The organism is Mesorhizobium sp. CNPSo 4670, assembly GCF_057784235.1.
Map to the genome: position 1 here is coordinate 70,264 of NZ_JBWJFQ010000011.1, position 16,839 is coordinate 87,102.

The 16,839-nt window shown below is 63.2% G+C and carries 17 protein-coding genes; 12 read left to right on the forward strand and 5 right to left on the reverse strand.

Annotated elements, in window-relative coordinates:
- Positions 1-38 precede the first annotated feature (38 nt).
- From iolE to AC0ZT5_RS19245, 8 genes are all read left to right on the forward strand, one after another.
- Entirely contained in the window at positions 39-956 is a 918-nt protein-coding gene (gene iolE, locus AC0ZT5_RS19210; protein ID WP_488497696.1) for a myo-inosose-2 dehydratase, read from the forward strand.
- Positions 957-1,035: 79 nt separating this feature from the next.
- A complete protein-coding gene (locus AC0ZT5_RS19215; RefSeq protein ID WP_488497697.1) occupies positions 1,036-1,254 on the forward strand; it encodes a DUF3329 domain-containing protein in 219 nt (72 codons plus the stop codon).
- Between the two features lie 5 nt (positions 1,255-1,259).
- Positions 1,260-2,072 (forward strand): 5-deoxy-glucuronate isomerase, encoded by an 813-nt coding sequence (iolB, locus tag AC0ZT5_RS19220; protein ID WP_488497698.1) that lies wholly within the window; start codon positions 1,260-1,262, stop codon positions 2,070-2,072.
- Positions 2,073-2,329: 257 nt separating this feature from the next.
- Positions 2,330-3,037, forward strand: coding sequence for a DUF1045 domain-containing protein (locus AC0ZT5_RS19225; RefSeq protein ID WP_488497699.1), 708 nt, complete (start codon positions 2,330-2,332; stop codon positions 3,035-3,037).
- Positions 3,038-3,071: 34 nt separating this feature from the next.
- Positions 3,072-4,226, forward strand: coding sequence for an alpha-D-ribose 1-methylphosphonate 5-triphosphate diphosphatase (locus AC0ZT5_RS19230; protein ID WP_488497700.1), 1,155 nt, complete (start codon positions 3,072-3,074; stop codon positions 4,224-4,226).
- Positions 4,223-4,852 (forward strand): phosphonate metabolism protein/1,5-bisphosphokinase (PRPP-forming) PhnN, encoded by a 630-nt coding sequence (gene phnN, locus AC0ZT5_RS19235; RefSeq protein ID WP_488497701.1) that lies wholly within the window; start codon positions 4,223-4,225, stop codon positions 4,850-4,852. The genes AC0ZT5_RS19230 and phnN overlap by 4 nt, the downstream gene beginning before the upstream one ends.
- Before the next feature lie 112 nt (positions 4,853-4,964).
- Positions 4,965-5,723: a COG4280 domain-containing protein gene (locus AC0ZT5_RS19240; protein WP_488497702.1), complete on the forward strand. Its 759-nt coding sequence runs from the start codon at positions 4,965-4,967 to the stop codon at positions 5,721-5,723.
- The gene (locus AC0ZT5_RS19245) at positions 5,720-5,935 is read left to right on the forward strand and encodes a hypothetical protein (RefSeq protein ID WP_488497703.1); all 216 of its coding nucleotides are present in this window, start codon (positions 5,720-5,722) and stop codon (positions 5,933-5,935) included. The genes AC0ZT5_RS19240 and AC0ZT5_RS19245 overlap by 4 nt, the downstream gene beginning before the upstream one ends.
- Positions 5,936-5,951: 16 nt before the next feature.
- Here AC0ZT5_RS19245 and AC0ZT5_RS19250 read toward each other — a convergent pair whose 3' ends face one another.
- The 4 genes from AC0ZT5_RS19250 to AC0ZT5_RS19265 form a co-directional block, all read right to left on the reverse strand.
- Entirely contained in the window at positions 5,952-6,851 is a 900-nt protein-coding gene (locus AC0ZT5_RS19250; protein WP_488497704.1) for an aldose 1-epimerase, read from the reverse strand.
- A gap of 120 nt (positions 6,852-6,971) precedes the next feature.
- The gene (locus AC0ZT5_RS19255; RefSeq protein WP_095083296.1) at positions 6,972-7,967 is read right to left on the reverse strand and encodes an ABC transporter permease; all 996 of its coding nucleotides are present in this window, start codon (positions 7,965-7,967) and stop codon (positions 6,972-6,974) included.
- A 59-nt stretch (positions 7,968-8,026) separates the two neighbouring features.
- Positions 8,027-9,565 carry a sugar ABC transporter ATP-binding protein gene (locus AC0ZT5_RS19260; RefSeq protein ID WP_488497705.1) on the reverse strand — a complete coding sequence of 513 codons (1,539 nt, stop codon included), beginning with the start codon at positions 9,563-9,565 and terminating at the stop codon, positions 8,027-8,029.
- Between the two features lie 105 nt (positions 9,566-9,670).
- Entirely contained in the window at positions 9,671-10,633 is a 963-nt protein-coding gene (locus AC0ZT5_RS19265) for a sugar-binding protein (RefSeq protein ID WP_095083299.1), read from the reverse strand.
- A 578-nt stretch (positions 10,634-11,211) separates the two neighbouring features.
- On the opposite strand from AC0ZT5_RS19265, the gene AC0ZT5_RS19270 reads away from it, so the two are divergent.
- Entirely contained in the window at positions 11,212-12,324 is a 1,113-nt protein-coding gene (locus AC0ZT5_RS19270; protein ID WP_488497706.1) for a LacI family DNA-binding transcriptional regulator, read from the forward strand.
- Positions 12,325-12,398: 74 nt separating this feature from the next.
- On the opposite strand, the gene AC0ZT5_RS19275 is transcribed toward AC0ZT5_RS19270, so the two are convergent.
- On the reverse strand, positions 12,399-12,875 hold the full coding sequence (locus tag AC0ZT5_RS19275) for a DUF2867 domain-containing protein (RefSeq protein ID WP_488497707.1): 477 nt from the start codon (positions 12,873-12,875) through the stop codon (positions 12,399-12,401).
- A gap of 147 nt (positions 12,876-13,022) precedes the next feature.
- Here AC0ZT5_RS19275 and AC0ZT5_RS19280 point away from each other — a divergent pair, with 147 nt between their 5' ends.
- The 3 genes from AC0ZT5_RS19280 (at position 13,023) to AC0ZT5_RS19290 (ending at position 16,735) form a co-directional block, all read left to right on the forward strand.
- On the forward strand, positions 13,023-13,709 hold the full coding sequence (locus AC0ZT5_RS19280; RefSeq protein WP_488497708.1) for an ankyrin repeat domain-containing protein: 687 nt from the start codon (positions 13,023-13,025) through the stop codon (positions 13,707-13,709).
- Between the two features lie 565 nt (positions 13,710-14,274).
- A complete protein-coding gene (locus AC0ZT5_RS19285) occupies positions 14,275-15,627 on the forward strand; it encodes a tyrosine-type recombinase/integrase (protein WP_488497709.1) in 1,353 nt (450 codons plus the stop codon).
- Between the two features lie 373 nt (positions 15,628-16,000).
- Complete coding sequence (locus AC0ZT5_RS19290) at positions 16,001-16,735, forward strand: class I SAM-dependent methyltransferase (protein ID WP_488497710.1); 735 nt, start codon at positions 16,001-16,003, stop codon at positions 16,733-16,735.
- Positions 16,736-16,839 lie beyond the last annotated feature (104 nt).

The following is a 16,839-nucleotide window of genomic DNA, read 5'->3' on the forward strand; positions in this document are numbered from 1 at the left end:
GGGGAGGGTGGGCACGAACTGAAAACTGGAGTGACGACTTGAAAGCCAAACTGGGCATGTCCCCCATTGCGTGGTGGAACGACGATCTTGCGGAACTCAGCGATGATGTGTCGCTGGAAGAGTGTTTGCGCCAGTCGCGCTCGGCCGGTTTCACCGGCATGGAGATGGGCCGGCGGTTTCCCAATGATCCCGATGTCATGCTGCCGATCCTGAAGGCGGCCGACGTGACGCTGTGCGGCGGCTGGTTCTCGGGCACACTGGTCGATGAGGACATCGGCAAGAACAAGGATCGCATCCAGCCGATGATCGATCTGTTCAAGGCGGTGAACGCGCCTTGCATCGTCTATGGCGAGGTCGGCCGTTCGATCCAGGGCGACCGCTCGAAGCCGCTCGCCACCAAGCCGAAGCTCTCGAACGACGAGATGAAGGCCTATGCGAAACGCCTCACCGAGTTCGGTGAATGGTGCGCCGAAGAAGGCATGCCGCTGTCCTACCACCACCACATGGCGGCGGTGGTCGAGACCGAGCCGGAACTCGATGCCTTCATGAACTATTCCGGAGCCGGCATTCCGCTGCTGCTCGATGCGGGGCACCTGGCCTTTGCCGGCGGCGATGTCCTGCGCGCCATCGACAATCATCACAAGCGGATCAGCCATGTGCATGTGAAGGACGTGCGCATGGGCGTGATCGACAAGCTCGACCGCACCAAGCAATCCTTCCTCGACGCCGTCGCGCTCGGGGCCTTCACGGTGCCGGGTGACGGCTCGCTGGATTTCGGCGCCATCGTGCAGCGGTTTGCCGACCATGGTTACGAGGGCTGGTTCGTGGTCGAGGCCGAGCAGGATCCGAAGAAGAACCCGCCGCTCAAGATGGCTGAGGTCGGCCACAAGGAATTAATGCGGGTGATGACGGCGGCCGGCTATACGGTCGAGACACAGGGCTTTCCAAATGCCTAAGGCTTCCCCAATGCCTGCGGCTTTGCCAATACCTGACGCGCTGGTTCTCGGCGAAGCCGGGTTGCTGTAGGTTGGCCGGATGAAAGATTCCGAGCACCCGTTTTTCCGGCCTTTGTGGCGGCGCGTCGCCGTCGTCGCGGTCTGCGTCATCTGGTCGATCATCGAATTCGCCACCGGCACGCCTTTCTGGGGCATGATCGCACTCGGCTTCGCCGGCTACGGCGTGTGGCAGTTCTTCTATCTCTACAAGCCGGCCGACGAGAGCAAGGCAGCGGCCGAGCCCGAACCGAAGGAGTGAACCGGATGTCGAAGCTGCTGGTGAAGGCCAACAAGGGCCATGGCCGCGTCGCCCATGTGACGCCGCAGATCGCAGGCTGGACCTATGTCGGTTTCGACCTGCATCGGCTGAATCCCGGCGAGAGCGCGTCGGGAAAAACGGACGATCGCGAGGTCTGCCTGGTGTTCGTCACCGGCAAGGGCAAAGCGACGGCCGGCGGCAGGGACCTCGGGCTGCTCGGCGAGCGCATGTCGCCCTTCGACGGCAAACCGTGGTCGGTCTATGTACCCGAGGGTTCCGACTGGTCGGTCAAGGCAGACACCGAGCTGGAACTCGCGGTCTGCTCGGCACCGGGCCTCGGCGGCGGCCTGCCGGTGCGTGTGATCAGACCGGAGGATCTCGGCCAGGAGGTGCGCGGCAAGGGCACCAACACCCGCTATGTCACCAATATCCTGCCGGAGGGCAAGCCGGCCGATTCATTGCTGGTGGTCGAGGTCATCACGCCCGGCGGCCACACGTCGAGCTACCCGCCGCACAAGCATGACCAGGACAATCTGCCGGCCGAATCCTATCTCGAGGAGACCTATTATCATCGGCTCAACCCGCCGCAGGGCTTTGCCTTCCAGCGCGTCTACACCGACGCCGATAAGAACGGGCATCGCGCGCTGGATGAAGCCTTGGCGATCGAGGATGGCGATGTCGTTCTGGTGCCCAAGGGCTATCATCCCTGCGCCGCCTGCCATGGCTATGACCTCTACTATCTCAACGTGATGGCCGGGCCGAAGCGGACGTGGAAATTCCACAACGCGCCCGAGCACGAATGGTTGATGAAAGCCTGACCGGTCATACGTTTCGGGTGAAGCTGTTGGTCCAGCTCGGGAAAATCGTCGGCTAAGGACCCACCGGGTCGATTTGCCTTCGAAAACCCTTCAAAGCTTCGTCAATCCGTCATGGAAATCGCCTATGGCAGCGGGGCCAGTGCATGTCGCCCAAAAGTGAGCAGCGGTTTTGGGATTACGACATGCGAAAAACCAAGACTTAAAGCGCGTCGCAGCATTTCTTCAAACGCGGCGCGCTTTGACGAGGACTTCTTCTCATGCGCTACGCCATCTATTTCACTCCCCGGCAGGACGAGCCGCTGGCGCGGATCGCCGCCAATTGGCTGGGGCGCGACCCGTTCGGTGGCGCGACAAGGCCGGTGGAGACGGTGGCCGATCTGTCGGCGGCGGAAGTTGCCTTCCACACCGCTTCGGCGCGGCGCTACGGTTTTCACGCGACGCTGAAAGCCCCCTTCCGGCTGGCTGCCAACGAGACGGAGACCTCGCTGCGCACGGCACTCGACCATTTTGCCGAGGCAACGCCGGTGGTGACGATCCCGCGCCTTGTCGTCAGCCAGATCGACAGCTTCTTTGCGCTGGTGCCGGAAGGACCGCTGCCTCCGCTCAACCGCTTTGCCGATGACGTGGTGCTCGGTTTCGACCGGTTTCGTGCGCCGTTGACCGAGGCGGAGATCGAACGGCGCAGCCCGGACTCGCTGAAGCCCGCCGAATTCCGCAATCTGTGCCAGTGGGGCTATCCCTATGTCTTCGAGACCTTCCGCTTCCACATGACGCTGTCCGGCCGGGCGGGGCCACAGGAAAGCCCACGTCTTCGCGCAGCAATCGACAGCCTGTTCGCGGAGGTGCTGCAACAGCCGGTGCTGGTGGATGCGTTGACGCTTTTTGTCGAAACCGAACCGGGCGCACCGTTCATGGTGCTCTCACATCACGCGCTCGGGCGCCGCCCTGCCAGAAAAACCGCATGAATAACCGAGCCGGAATAAACAAGGACTGCCTGAAATGACCGCCGAAACTGTTCTTACCAACGCGCGCATCGTCCTTGCCGACGAGATCGTCGAGGGTTCGCTGGTGCTGCGCGACGGCTTTATCGCCGGCATCGATGCCGGCATCGGCCACACCGGCGGGAACATGGCCGGCGAGGACATGGGCGGCGACTATATCATTCCCGGGCTGGTCGAACTCCACACCGACCATCTCGAGGGCCACTACGCGCCGCGGCCGAAGGTGCGCTGGAACCCGATCGCTGCGGTGCTCGCCCATGACGCGCAAGTGGCGACCGCCGGCATCACCACCGTGCTCGATGCCTTGCGCGTCGGCATGGACGAGGACGCCGACCTGACATCGGACGACATCCGCAAGCTGGCGGACGCGATCGAGGACAGTGTCCAGCAGGATCGTCTGCGGGCCGACCACTTCATCCATCTGCGCTGTGAGGTTTCGGCGCCGGACTGCCTCAAGGCCTTCGCCAATTTCGACGGTGACGAGCGGGTCAAGCTGGCATCGCTGATGGATCATGCGCCCGGCCAGCGCCAGTTCGTCAACCTCGAAACCTATGCCTATTACTACCAGCGCAAGCTGAAACTGACCGACCGCGACTTCAAGCTGTTCTGCGAAAAGCGGATGGCGGAATCGGCCAGGAATTCGGGACCGAACCGTGTCCATATCGCCGCCGCCTGCCACGAACGCGGCATCGTGCTGGCAAGCCACGACGACGCCACGACAGGCCATGTCGACGAGGCGATCGAACAGGGCGTGCGCGTCGCGGAATTCCCGACCACGGAGGAAGCCGCCAGGGCGTCGAAACAGGCCGGGCTCGGCGTCTTGATGGGTGCGCCCAACGTCATGCGCGGCGCTTCGCATTCGGGCAATGTCTCGGCCCGCACGCTCGCCGGCGATGGGCTGCTCGACATCTTGTCGTCCGACTATATTCCTTTCAGCCTGATCCAGTCGGCGTTCTTCCTCGGCGACGTCGTCGAAGGCATTTCGCTGCCGCAGGCGGTCGCCATGGTCTCGAAGAACCCCGCCGAAGCGGTTGGCCTGACCGACCGCGGCGTCATCGAGCAGGGCCGACGCGCCGATCTGGTGCGCGTGCGTGTCGACGACCATGTTCCGGTCGTGCGCACGGTCTGGCGGCAGGGACGCCGGGTCGCATGATGGTGTCGGCCTTGATCGAGCGCGAATTGTCCGCGGAGACGTTTCCGATCCGCGACGGCGTCTTCGTCGCCGTCGTCGGCCCGAGCGGCGCCGGCAAGGATACGGTGATCGGCTACGCCCGCGCCCGCTTTGCCGACGAGACCCGGCTGGAGTTCGTACGCCGCGTCATTACCAGGCCGAGCGATGCCGCGAGCGAGGATCACGACACGCTGGCCGACGCTGCCTTCATCGAAGCCGAAGCGGATGGCGCCTTCGCCATCTCCTGGGAGGCGCATGGCTTGCACTACGGCATCCCGGTCGATGTCGACTGGTCGGTCGCCAACGGCCGTGTCGCCGTCGCCAATGTGTCGCGTGCGATCATACCGGTCCTGCGCGAGCGCTATGCGAATCTAGCCATCGTCGAGATCACCACCTCGCCGGAGGTGCTGGCCGAGCGGCTGGCTATGCGCGGGCGCGAGTCGCGCGGCGAGGTGCTGGCCCGGCTGGCGCGCAGCGCCAATGTGACCTTGTCCGGACCTGATGTCACCTCGATCGACAACAGCGGCCCGCGCGAGGCGGCCGGCGAACGTTTCGCCGAGGTGCTGCGCAAGGCGATGGCCTTCTCCGACATATCGGGCTTGATCTAGAGCCATAGCGCTCCACTTGCTTTTTCGCTGCTACTGGAGCGCTGTATGGTGCTGACCGCATCATGATGCTGGATCGCGATCCCGAGGCAACGACCTTCCAAGAAGAATCTCCATGCAGACTCTGACACCCATCCTTTCGACCATCACGGCGGCATTCCTGGCGTCCTTCGTCGAGGTCGTCGAGGCCTTCACCATCGTGCTCGCTGTCGGGGTGACGCGCAGCTGGCGCCCGGCACTGACCGGCGCCGCACTGGCGCTGGCGCTGCTGGCGGCCCTGGTGCTGGCGTTCGGCCCGCTGCTGGCGCTTGTTCCCATCACCACGCTGCAGTTCGTCGTCGGGGTGCTGCTGATCCTGTTCGGCATGCGCTGGCTGCGAAAGGCCATCCTGCGCAGCGTCGGCGTCATCGCCCTGCATGACGAGGAGGCGGCCTTCTCCAAGGAAACCGCCGCCTTGCACCGGCAGACCAACGACCGCCGCGCCGACTACCTCGCCGGGCTGGCGTCGTTCAAGGCGGTGCTGCTCGAGGGTGTCGAGGTGGTGTTCATCGTCATTGCCGTCGGCGCCGCACATGGACAGACGCTTTACGCCAGCCTCGGCGCGCTGGCGGCGTTCGTTCTGGTGATGCTTATCGGCCTGGCGGTCCACCGACCGCTGGCGCGCGTGCCGGAAAATGCGCTGAAATTCGTCGTCGGGCTGATGCTGACCAGCTTCGGCATCTTCTGGACCGGCGAAGGCATCGGCGCCGACTGGCCAGGCGCCGATCTCGCCTTGGTCGCCATCTTCGCCATCGTCGCGCTGGCGTCGTTTGCCATGGTGCGCTGGCTGCGCGCTGCCTATCCCACACTCAGCGGCGGAGGGCTCGCCCGATGAACGTCATTCGGCTCGCGGCCAAGGAATTCTTCGGCATGTTCGTCGATGACGGCAGTCTGGCGCTGCTGGCGCTGGTCCTGGTGGCCGTCATCACGGCGGCGGTGAAGCTGCTGGCGCTGCCGCCGCTGCTCGGCGGCGCTCTTTTGTTAGTGGGCTGCCTCGCCATCCTGTTGCAAAGCGTTCGCCGCGCCGCACGCGGGACCAATCGGTAGCGCTCGCGCGGTCGCTTCAGGCCCCAAGTGCAAAAGGCATCAGCGACACCGTGCCAGCCGCACTTTCGCCTGGGGCGAGCACGATGATGCCCTCGTCCGGGTCGCTCCATCCGCCCCGGTTGAAAGCGCCGGAGGCGTTGGTCTGCGGTTCGACGCAGAAATACGGTTTCGTCGGGTCGGCGTACAGCATCAGGTGCTTGAAGACGGGCTCGGCCTTGATGCGCAAGCCTGCGCCGCGCGTTGGAAACCGAAGCGTCGCTTCACCCGTCCAACCGCCATAGTCATTGTTGCGCCAGCCGGCGGGCAGAGGCCGGCCGTCGGCGAAATCGAGTTCGGGTGCAAGCGTGATCGGATCGCCCGCGATGCCCAGCGGTTCTTCGAGATAGAATCGCGTCGCCTCGAACTGCAACGTGACGTCCGGGTCGCGATCGAACCAGGGATGCAGGCCAAAACCGAACGGCATGGAAACCGGCCCGGTGTTGGTCAGCGTCAAGGTCACGCCGAGGCCTTCCTCCGACACCATGAAAACCTGCGTCACGTGGTAGGCGTAGGGTTCGACGCCGGCCGCGATATCCAACGACAGCGTTGCCTGGGCGTCGCTCGCCTCAGCGACAGTCCAGGCGTGTTTCCAGCCACTGCCATGCACGTTGATTGTTTCGGGTGGATTGTTCGGCTGGACCTGCCAGCGCTTTGCTGCGAACTCGAAGGCATTTCCAGCGATGCGGTTGGCGTAGGGCATCATCGGGAACATGGCGACGCCAAGCACGTTGCCCGCTTGCCGATCGTCATCGGAAAGCCGGCGCATGAGATCGATGCCGCGCCAGCGCAGCCCGCCCATACTTCCGCCAATTCGCGGCACGAGGTCGACCTCAAGCGCCCCGGCCCTAAGCGTCAACGGTTCAGGAATTACACCCATCGCCTGCCATCCATCCGCCATCGATTTCAGGCATTTGCCCCGATGTGCGTGTTCAGTGGATCGCAGAAGAACAGCACGGCTGCAATCATTTCATCGACATAGCTGTGCCGGGGCTGGCGGTTATTCCGCAGCCGCACCGGCCACGTTCTTGCGAGCGGCGTCGACCATCAGCCGCCTTGCCCGGAACACGCCCCATTGCTGGTCGACCAGCACGCCGATGAGGATGACGCCACCCATCACCGCGAAATTGAGCGAGGACGGGATGCCGAGCAGATTGACGAGGTTCTGCAGCTCCTGCAGCAGCACCGTGCCGAGGATGACGCCGATCAGCGAGCCCTCGCCGCCGCGCAGCGAGAAGCCGCCGAGCACGGCCGCAGCAATGGCATAAAGCTCGTAGAACTGGCCGTGGCTGGCCGGCGAGATCGAGCGCGTGTACATGGCGAAATAGATCGCCGACAGCGCCGTCAGCACGCCGCAGATCACATAGGCGGCCATCACGACACGGCCGGTGCGGATGCCGGAGTATTTCGCCGCCTCCTCGTTCTTGCCGATGGCATAGAGGTAGCGGCCGAACACCGAGCGGTGCAGCACCACCCACATGACGATGGAGATGACGATCAGCGCGATGAAGCTGTTCGGCACGCCCCAGGAGCGGCCAGCCGTCAGGAATTCCAGGTCAGGAAAGTTCTGGCCGAAGGCGAAGCCGGCAGTGCCGTCGGCGGTGTAGAAGCGGGCGACGCCGCGATAGATCAGCAGGCCGCACAGGGTGACGACGAAGGGCTGCAGCTTGAGCCGCGTGATCAGCCAGCCGTGCACCAGGCCGATGATGGCGCCGAGCGCGATGATCAGCACGAAGGCCAGCGGCCAGTCCAGCTCGCGCACGGCGATGAAGTCGATGAACAGCGTTCCCAGCAACGCGACCACCGACCCGACCGACAGTTCGATGCCGCCGGTGATGATGACGAAGGCCTGGCCGATCGACAGGATGCCGAACAGTCCGATCAGGTTCGAGGTGTTGGCGAGATTGATCGGCAACAGGAAGCGCGGGTTGATAATCGCCACCACAGTTCCGACGACCAGGATCAGGATCAGCAGGCCGAGATCTTTCTTACTCATCGTCTTCTCCCCATTGCCGCCTGAGCAGATCGCGCTTCCCGCGACCCCGCTGCAAAAAACTATTTCGGCTGCTTGCCCACCGCCAGCAACAGCACGTTTTCCTGGCTGAACTGGTCCTTGTCGAGAATGCCCGAGATCTGGCCCTCATGCATGACGGCGATGCGGTCGGACACGCCGATCACCTCCTCCATGTCGCTGGAGATCATCAGCACGGCGACGCCGGCGTCGGCCAGCGCCCGCATCAGCCCATAGATTTCCGCCTTGGCGCCGATATCGATGCCGCGCGTCGGCTCGTCGAGGATCATCACCTTCGGGTTCATGGCCAGCCATTTGCCGAGCACGACCTTCTGCTGATTGCCGCCCGACAGCGTGCCGGTGCGTGTCTGCACCGACGGCGCTCTGATGCCGAGATTGCTCTTCTGCTTTTCGGCGGTGGCGGTCTCGGCACTTGCCGAAACCAGCGAGCGGCGCGCATGCGCCGGCAGATTGGGCAGCGAGATGTTCTGGGCGATCGACAGGTCGAGCAGGATGCCGGTCAGCTTGCGGTCCTCGGGCACGAGGAAGATGCCGTGGGCGACGGCATCCGCCGCCGAGCCCAGTGCAAGCGGCTTGCCGCCAAGCTCGAGCGCGCCGCCAAGGCTGCCGTCGATGCCGAAAAACACCCGCGCCAGTTCGGTGCGGCCGGAGCCGACAAGCCCGGCAAGGCCGAGGATTTCGCCGCGCCTGACATCGAGATCGACAGGCCGGCTGGGATAGGCAGGCGTGCGGACGGCCTTGGCCGAGAGGGCCACGGCGCCGGGCGCGCGCGCGGCCTCGGAGGCTTTTTCGCGCTCCTTCAGCATGCGGCCGATCATCAGCTTGACCATCTGGTCGTGGTTGATGGCGCTCTTCTGCAGCGTACCGGCCAGCATCCCGTCGCGCAGCACGACGACGCGGTCGGCGACACGCTCGACCTCATGCAGGCGGTGCGAAATGAAGATGACGCTGATACCGTCGGCCTTCAACGCCTTGATGACGTCGAGCAATTTGTCGGTTTCGGCGAGCGGCAGGCTCGATGTCGGCTCGTCGAGGATGACCAGCCTTGCCTTGATCGACAGCGCCTTGGCGATCTCGACCATCTGCTGCTGGGCCAGCGACAGGGCGGCGACCGGCGTGTCGGCGGAAAAATTGGCGCCGACGCGCTTCAGCAGCGGCGCCACCATGGTGCGCAGCCGGGCGCGGTCGACGAGCTTTAATACGCCGGCGCGCAACGGTTCGCGGCCAAAGAAGATGTTGGCAGCAACGTCGAGATTGTCGAACAGGTTGAGTTCCTGGTGGACGAAGGCGATGCCGGAACCGAGGCTGGCCTCGACCGAGAGCCCGTCATGCGCGATGCCGTCGACGGTGACGGTGCCGGTGTCGGGCCTGGTGACGCCGCCGAGGATCTTCATCAAGGTCGACTTGCCGGCGCCGTTTTCGCCGACGAGGCCGATGACCTCGCCCGGCCTGACCTCCATGGAGAAGCCGTCGAGCGCGACGACGCCCGGATAGGTCTTGCGCACGTTCTCGAGCGTGAGGAACGGGGTGGACGCCGTTATGGATGTTTCGGAATAATTCATCACGCCTGACAGCAGCCGGTGGGCTACAGACTGACCGGCCTTCGCCGGCCCGTCAATACGATCGCCGGCTCAAGGCGAACCCTGAGCCGGCGTAACGGATTTGTCTCAGTTTCCGGACATCGCCTTCAGATTGGCGGCATAGGCGTCGACGTCGTCCTTGCCGATGATCTTGGTCGGGATGATGATCAGGCCGCCCTCCGGGATGCCCGACTTGTCGCCCTTGAGATAGGAAGCCATCAGCTTCATGCCCTGATAGGCCCATTCGAAGGGCTGCTGCACGACGGTGGCGGCAACGGTGCCTTCCTTGACGCCGCCCAGCGTGATCGGATCGTCATCGAAGCCGACGACGGTGATCGAGCCGAGCTTGCCGGCGTCGCGCAGCGCTTCATAGATGCGCGGCGTGTTGTAGGAATAGAAGCCGACCATGCAGGTGACGTCGGGGCTGGCGACCAGCGCGTCCTCGACGTTCTTCTTGGCGCGCGCCTGGTCGATGTCGTCGCCACGCACGTCGACGAGCTCGATCTTGGTGCCGGCGAGGCCGTCCTTCATGCCCTGGATGCGTTCCTTGGCATTGTCGGCGCCGAGCAGGCCGACGAAGCCGAGGCACTTGCCGCCATTGGGCATCGCCTTCTTGGCGATCTCGGCCGCCTGCTTGCCGGCATCGACGTTGGACGAGCCGATATAGGCGACACGCTTGGTCTGCGGGGCGTCGCTGTCGGTGGTGAACAGCGCGGTTTGCGAAGCGATCTTGTTCAGCCCGTCGGTCGAGGTCTTGGGATCGACGGCCGAGACCATGATGCCCTTGACGCCAGCCGTCACCAGGTCATCCATCAGCCGCTGCTGGATGGCGACCGAGGACTGCTCGGGATATTTGAGCTCGAGATTGTAGTCCGGCAGTTCACCTTGCGCCTTCTTGACGCCGGCTTCCGCGGCCTTCCAGAAATCGGAAGCGCCGTTGACGACGAAGGCCAGCGTCGGCTTGTCGTCGGCGCGTGCGATGGCCGTCGCCGTCAGGCCGATGAGCAGCGCCGCTGTGGCTACGGATGCATTTCGTATCAAGGATTTCATGTTCAACCTCCCGTTTGGCTCAGTCGTTCGACTGACCGATCTTAGTCACCTGAATTTGCCGTCTGCAGCTTGAACGCCCTCCTCCTCAAAGGGTCCCGGCGCCGAAACAACGGCGTCGATCCAGCTGCGATCGTGGACTTTAGAGACTCATCCTTCGTTCGTAAATAGTCCGATTTGTCAGACATATCACTTGTCCGAGACAGAGCTTGCGGAGGTAGTGTCCGCTCGCCATCGGGCTGTTTTCACGCACTCCCGCCGCTCCCGGACCGACCGGGCCGGATGCGGTGGATTGACGGTACAGCGCATTTTTGTATTAGTAAACAGTATTAGTTTTCGAGCTGTATCCAGGGCAGTATTAAGGCTTCGCGGCGCACCTGCCGGCGAGTTGGTGCGTTACCTGTGCCTGGGGCCAAGCCTTGTGGCTTTTGGGTTCCGGCTTGGGTAGCACTGCGTGAAAGATGGACCTCGAGAGCACTTATAGATATAAATGATCGCAGCGATTTCTATAAATCGATAATGTCACGCTATCTTGTCGGCCTGACCGGCTGCCGCTAGACAGGCCTAGGATTGGGGATGCCATGAGCGAGACGACGGATCCGGAAACCCTCGACACGGCGAAACGGCGCAAGCCGCCGGCGAAGAGCGCCAGGGGCCGCGTCACCATGACCGACATCGCCAGGGCCGCCGGCTGCTCGCAGGCGACGGTGTCCTTCGTGCTCAACAATTCGCCCGGCATCAAGCTGTCGCAGCAGACCCGCGAACGGGTGATCGAGGCCGCACGCTCCCTCGGCTATACCGCGCCGGCCTTCTCCGCCCTGCGGGCGCCGGTGGCCTCGTTCGAAGGGCTTGACGGGGTGATCGGCTTTGCCGTTGACCAGCTAGCCACCAGCCCCGAAGCCGTGGTCGCCATCGAGGGCGCGCGGCAGGCCTCGTGGAACGCCGGCAACGTGCTTCTGGTGGCGCAGACGCTTGGCGATTCCGTCATGGAGCCGCGCGCCATCGCCGCCTTGACCAAGCGGGGCATTTCGGCGCTGATCTACATGACCATCTTCACCCGCGAGATAACAGCGCCCGACTATCTCTACGGCCTCGAAATCCCGGTTATCCTGCTCAATTGCTACACGGCGGACTATGCCTTCCCCGCCGTGGTGCCGAGCGAGATCGCCGGCGGCCAAAGCTCCACCCGCCACCTGATCAGCCACGGCCACCGCCGCATCGCCACCATCACCGGCGAGCCGTGGATGCAGGCCGCACAGGACCGGCTGAAGGGCTACCGCCGGGCGCTCGCCACCGCCGACATTCCGTTCGATCCGGAACTGGTGGTCGAGGGCGACTGGTCGGCCAGCGCCGGATATGCCGCGACCGTCAAGCTGTTGGCGCTGAAGGACCGGCCGACCGCCATCTTCTGCCAGAACGACCGCACCGCGATCGGCTGCTACGAAGCGCTGAAGGAAGCCGGCCTGCACATCCCGCAGGACATTTCCGTCGTCGGCTACGACGACGAGGAAATCGCCCGGCATTTGTTCCCGCCGCTGACGACCTCGATCCTGCCGCACATGGCGATGGGACAATGGGCGATCGAGCAGCTCGAAGCGCCGGCGGCGCCGGGGCGGGGGCGCTATCCCATCACTAAGCTGGAGTGCCCATTGGTGGAACGGGAGAGCGTGCGGGCTGTGGTGGTCGTGTCCTAAGGCGCGTCGCGTTTGAGGAGATTCAGGCAACGCGCTCTGGGTCTCAGTCGCGGTCACAACAGTGAAGTGAGCCGTCAGGTCGCTCCGCGAAGGACGACCGGCACGATCATCCTATGGAAGGGTGTTACCAGCCCGATATAGAAGCGGCCGAAGAGGTTCTTGCGCTTGACAAGGGTAGTTGCCCTTAGCCGCGTGCCGTGCTCGCCGAGATCTGCGACTTCGATCACCAGGCGAAAATCGAGATGCCAGTCGTCAAGGCCAAGGACCACCTCCCTCTCGCCCTGTGAGAGCAGGGGAAAGATGCCGATCTTGTCTTGGTGGGGCGATAGCGCGGACTCCGTGCCGGCCTTGAGCCCGACGAAGCGTCCGAGAAAGTTTCGAAGCGCCACCAGGCGCCGCACCCAGTCCGGCATGCGGCCCATCGACAGGCGGGCGCCTTCGATGGCCGTCAGACGCCGGTTGTTGATATCGATTTCGAAACAGTCCGCCCAATCGGCGTCGGGAAGGCTGATATGGGGAAGTTTCACGACAATACTGCGTGTCGATGACATAGTCTCTCCCTCCAAATTCATTAGAGAGAGAGTATCATCCGGTGCAAAGTGCCGGGCATGTACCAACGTCGCTGCGACACCATGTCCGGCCCATCCACATCCACTGAGCGGACCTTCCAAACTTCAGTTCAGGGTGGTGAGCTGCCATTGCCGGACATACACTTCGTAGGTGAAATTCCCGAACAAAAGGGTTTACGGCAGACCATGATCGATGATGGAGCACTCCGGCGCCTGATGAAGGCAATCGCATTGGCTGACGACGCAGCCGTGCTCGGCTTGCTGACCGCCTCTCCTGCCCTCGCCCGGGCGACCCTGAACGAGGGGGCGACGCGCGCGGCGGCGGCGGACAACTTTTTTACCGAGATCAAGCACTACGTCTATGCTGGCGACACCGCGCTTCACGTCGCTGCGGCTGCCCATCGGCCTGAGATCGTGGGCAAGCTGATCAGCCTTGGGGCAGACGTCGCGGCGAGAAACCGGCGGGACGCGACACCGATCCATTACGCGGCCGATGGGATTCCTGGGTCGCCCAAGTGGAATCCGGTCGCCCAATCCGAGACCGTCGCCTGGCTGATCGCGTCAGGGGCCGATCCCAACGCCATCGACCAGAACGGCGTGACACCTTTGCATCGCGCCGTCAGAACTCGGTGCGCGGCGGCGACGGGCGCGCTCCTGGACGGCGGTGCGGACGCGTTGCGTAAGAACGGGAATGGTTCGACGCCAATGATGCTTGCGACGAGGCAGACCGGCCGTGGCGGTAGCGGTTCACCAGAGGCAAAGTCGCAGCAGGCAGAGATTATCCGGCTACTTGAGCGCTACGGCTCGACGCCGTAGGCGCAACGCCTCGTCTCAGACTGATCTCGGAATGTCCGCAGCGGATCGGACCCTGTCGAAAGTGCCGGGTCGAAAAGCGGTCGCTTCCTGCCTTGCCGCCTGGAGGGTGGGCCGAGCTCTGGCTGCCTTCCTGAGACATGCATTTGAACGTGTGAAATGAGAGAACCCACTAGAATTCAGGTGGTTCGGGCCATCTGGGAGTGCATTCAGTGGGATTTATCGAGGGTCAGGACCGCGCCAAGCACGCAAAAACACGACACAGCTCACCAAGTTTTGGTGAGTTTCTGGTGAGCAAACATCCTCACCTGATCTATTTTGGCTAGCTAAGTATTTGATTTTATTGGCGCACCCGACAGGATTCGAACCTGTGACCTCTGCCTTCGGAGAATGGATAGTGGCTTTCGCCGAAACTATCCGAGTCTATCCGAATGCGCGCTATGCCTCTGAAATCACAAAACAACTTTGAAATCGATCAGCGCCGACGGTACGACGGAGCGGCTCAAACCCCTCCCCCCGGTGCTTACGCATTGCTTACGCGGGGATTCTGTCAAGGAGACACCCAAGCATGGCGAAGCTGACCAAACGAACCGTCGATGCCACCGATATCAGATCCTCGGACTATGTCATATGGGACGACGAGCTACCCGGTTTTGGCTTGCGTGTCTTCGCTTCGGGCAAGCGCAGCTATGTTCTGCAGTACCGCACTGCCGGCCGCTCGCGTCGCTACACGATCGGCCTGCACGGAGTTTGGACCCCGGAGGAAGCCAGGCGCGAGGCGAAGGTACTGCTGGGTCAGATCGCAAGGGGCGGCAACCCCGCCGAGGAGCGCAAGCTCGATCGCGAGGCGATCACCGTCAAGGAACTCTGCACCCGTTACCTCGAAGATCTGAAGAACGGGCTCGTGCTCGGGAAAAGGGGGCGGCCAAAGAAACCCACGACGATCTCCACCGATGTCGGGCGCGTCGAGCGCCACATCGTTCCGCTGCTCGGCAGTCGACGGGTAAGGGATTTGGCCAAGTCCGACATCACGCAGGCCATGAAGGACATCATGGCGGGCAAGACACGCGCGAACGTGAAGACGGGCAAGCTGCGTGGACGGGCAATCGTCCGTGGCGGAGCCGGCACGGCAGCTCGAACAATAGGTCTCTTCGGCGGCATTCTCAGCTATGCGGTCGAACTCGGCATCATCGAGCAGAATCCCGTGCATGGCGTTCGCAAGCCGAAGGACAAGGTCAATGCCCGCCGTCTCAGCGAGCAGGAGTATCGCACGCTTGGTGATGTTCTGCGGAAGACAGTCGACAACGGGCAATATGAGACCGCCGCAGAAATGATCCGGGTGATCGCCTTAACGGGATGCCGACGCAGCGAGGTCATCGGTCTGCGTTGCGGCGAAGTCGATATCGAGGGCAGCTGCCTGCGCCTGACCGACAGCAAGGAAGGAGCGTCAGTGCGTCCGATCGGTCTGCCGGTCCTGGAATACCTCGAGGGTCGCCGCGAAGAGGAATGCGGTGCGGACGACTATGTCTTTCCCGGCTGGGAGGAAGACACGGCATTCGGGAGCTTCCCCAGGCACTGGACCAAGCTACTTGAGAAGACGGAGCTGGCCGGCATCACACCGCATGTCCTGCGGCACAGCTTCGCCAGCATCGCCAATGACCTTGGGTTCACCGAGGCGACGATCGCCGCCTTGGTCGGTCATTCACGAGGGACGGTGACGAGCCGGTACATCCACACCATCGACACCGCGCTCATCATGGCAGCCGACAGCATCGCTGGTTACATTCAAGGCCTGCTGGATGGCGTAGCCTTCAGCCACACGTCTTATGCGCTCGATCGGGCTTCCAGGAAGTCAGCGCTTGCGCATTTCCTGGGAAAGACCACGCAGAGGGAGAACGAACCCGGCCACGCTGCCGCCTGATAGAATGTCCGCTTCGCGCCGCAATTCGGTCATCAAAGTTAGCTGTACCGATGCCTTAAAGCGGACATTACTGGCGACCGCGTTGGCGGTCACAGGTGCGCCAATAGCGGTCATTCGCCGCCAGTTCTCGAAGGCCGCAGTGGGCCGAAGTGGGTAATGCAGGTGCCCTGATGGGGCGCGCTGAAGTCGGTTGCTGGAAACGGGGTTGGGCCTGTTGCAGAGAAGGGTCTGAAGATGCCCTCTCAGGCCAATTTCAGTCGAATTTCAGCCCGCGGTCAGGACGGTCGGCCGGGATTGAAGCACGGTGGATTGAGACACTCCATCGTCACAGGCACTGGGCATTGGCCGACATTGGGATGAGAATAGGAAAATCATGGCAGACGCGCGCATCAACCACTGGGACGAGAACCATTCCCGCAGCTTTCTGAATTACGGCCGGTATTTCGTTCCCGAACGCGAACGCCAGATCGAGATTATCGCCGACCTGATCCCGCCACCTCAGCAGGGCGGGCTGCTGGTCGAGCTGTGCCCGGGGGAGGGGCTACTCAGCCTCGCGCTACTGGAGCGGTTTCCCGCCTGCCGTCTGCTGGCGCTCGAAGGTTCGGCGGAAATGCGCGCGCAAACACAGGACATCTGCCGCGACCACGCCGCCCGGCTGACCACGGTGGCGTTCGAACTGGAAGATCGCGGCTGGCGCGACTTTGCCGAGCCTCCGCATGCCATCGTCTCCTCGCTTGCTATCCATCATCTCGACGGCGCCCAGAAACGGACGCTTTTTGCCGATCTGGCGGCGGCGCTGCGCCCTGGCGGTATCCTTGTCGTCGCCGACATCGTGCGTCCGCCGAGCGAGAGCGGGCTCGGCATCGCCGCACGGCAATGGGATGAGGCGGTGCGTGCGCGGGCACTCGCAATCGATGGCGATCTGGCAGCTTTCGCCGAGTTCAATCGCCTCGGCTGGAACTACTTCCGCAACCCCGACGGCGAGCCGATCGACAAGCCATCTTCACTGGCTGAACAGCTTGCGTGGTTTTCACAGGCTGGCTTCGTCGACGTCGATTGCGTCTGGCTGTTCGCCGGTCATGCCATCTTCAGCGGGCGCAAGCCTTGATGTCATGGCGCGGGCATGATGTTTTTGATCATACAAGGCGAGGGTGGAAATAGGCGGTAACTATAGGGTGCAGGTCGAAGTGGTTTGACGTCTTCCTGAAGGGC

What these genes read in the sequence shown, in the direction of transcription:
- AC0ZT5_RS19215 (WP_488497697.1), top strand. Translation starts at nt 1,036, where the DNA reads ATGAAAGATTCCGAGCACCCGTTTTTCCGGCCTTTGTGGCGGCGCGTC.
- iolB (WP_488497698.1), top strand. Translation starts at nt 1,260, where the DNA reads ATGTCGAAGCTGCTGGTGAAGGCCAACAAGGGCCATGGCCGCGTCGCC.
- AC0ZT5_RS19225 (WP_488497699.1), top strand. Translation starts at nt 2,330, where the DNA reads ATGCGCTACGCCATCTATTTCACTCCCCGGCAGGACGAGCCGCTGGCG.
- AC0ZT5_RS19230 (WP_488497700.1), top strand. Translation starts at nt 3,072, where the DNA reads ATGACCGCCGAAACTGTTCTTACCAACGCGCGCATCGTCCTTGCCGAC.
- phnN (WP_488497701.1), top strand. Translation starts at nt 4,223, where the DNA reads ATGATGGTGTCGGCCTTGATCGAGCGCGAATTGTCCGCGGAGACGTTT.
- AC0ZT5_RS19240 (WP_488497702.1), top strand. Translation starts at nt 4,965, where the DNA reads ATGCAGACTCTGACACCCATCCTTTCGACCATCACGGCGGCATTCCTG.
- AC0ZT5_RS19245 (WP_488497703.1), top strand. Translation starts at nt 5,720, where the DNA reads ATGAACGTCATTCGGCTCGCGGCCAAGGAATTCTTCGGCATGTTCGTC.
- AC0ZT5_RS19250 (WP_488497704.1), bottom strand. Translation starts at nt 6,851, where the DNA reads ATGGGTGTAATTCCTGAACCGTTGACGCTTAGGGCCGGGGCGCTTGAG.
- AC0ZT5_RS19255 (WP_095083296.1), bottom strand. Translation starts at nt 7,967, where the DNA reads ATGAGTAAGAAAGATCTCGGCCTGCTGATCCTGATCCTGGTCGTCGGA.
- AC0ZT5_RS19260 (WP_488497705.1), bottom strand. Translation starts at nt 9,565, where the DNA reads ATGAATTATTCCGAAACATCCATAACGGCGTCCACCCCGTTCCTCACG.
- AC0ZT5_RS19265 (WP_095083299.1), bottom strand. Translation starts at nt 10,633, where the DNA reads ATGAAATCCTTGATACGAAATGCATCCGTAGCCACAGCGGCGCTGCTC.
- AC0ZT5_RS19270 (WP_488497706.1), top strand. Translation starts at nt 11,212, where the DNA reads ATGAGCGAGACGACGGATCCGGAAACCCTCGACACGGCGAAACGGCGC.
- AC0ZT5_RS19275 (WP_488497707.1), bottom strand. Translation starts at nt 12,875, where the DNA reads ATGTCATCGACACGCAGTATTGTCGTGAAACTTCCCCATATCAGCCTT.
- AC0ZT5_RS19285 (WP_488497709.1), top strand. Translation starts at nt 14,275, where the DNA reads ATGGCGAAGCTGACCAAACGAACCGTCGATGCCACCGATATCAGATCC.
- AC0ZT5_RS19290 (WP_488497710.1), top strand. Translation starts at nt 16,001, where the DNA reads ATGGCAGACGCGCGCATCAACCACTGGGACGAGAACCATTCCCGCAGC.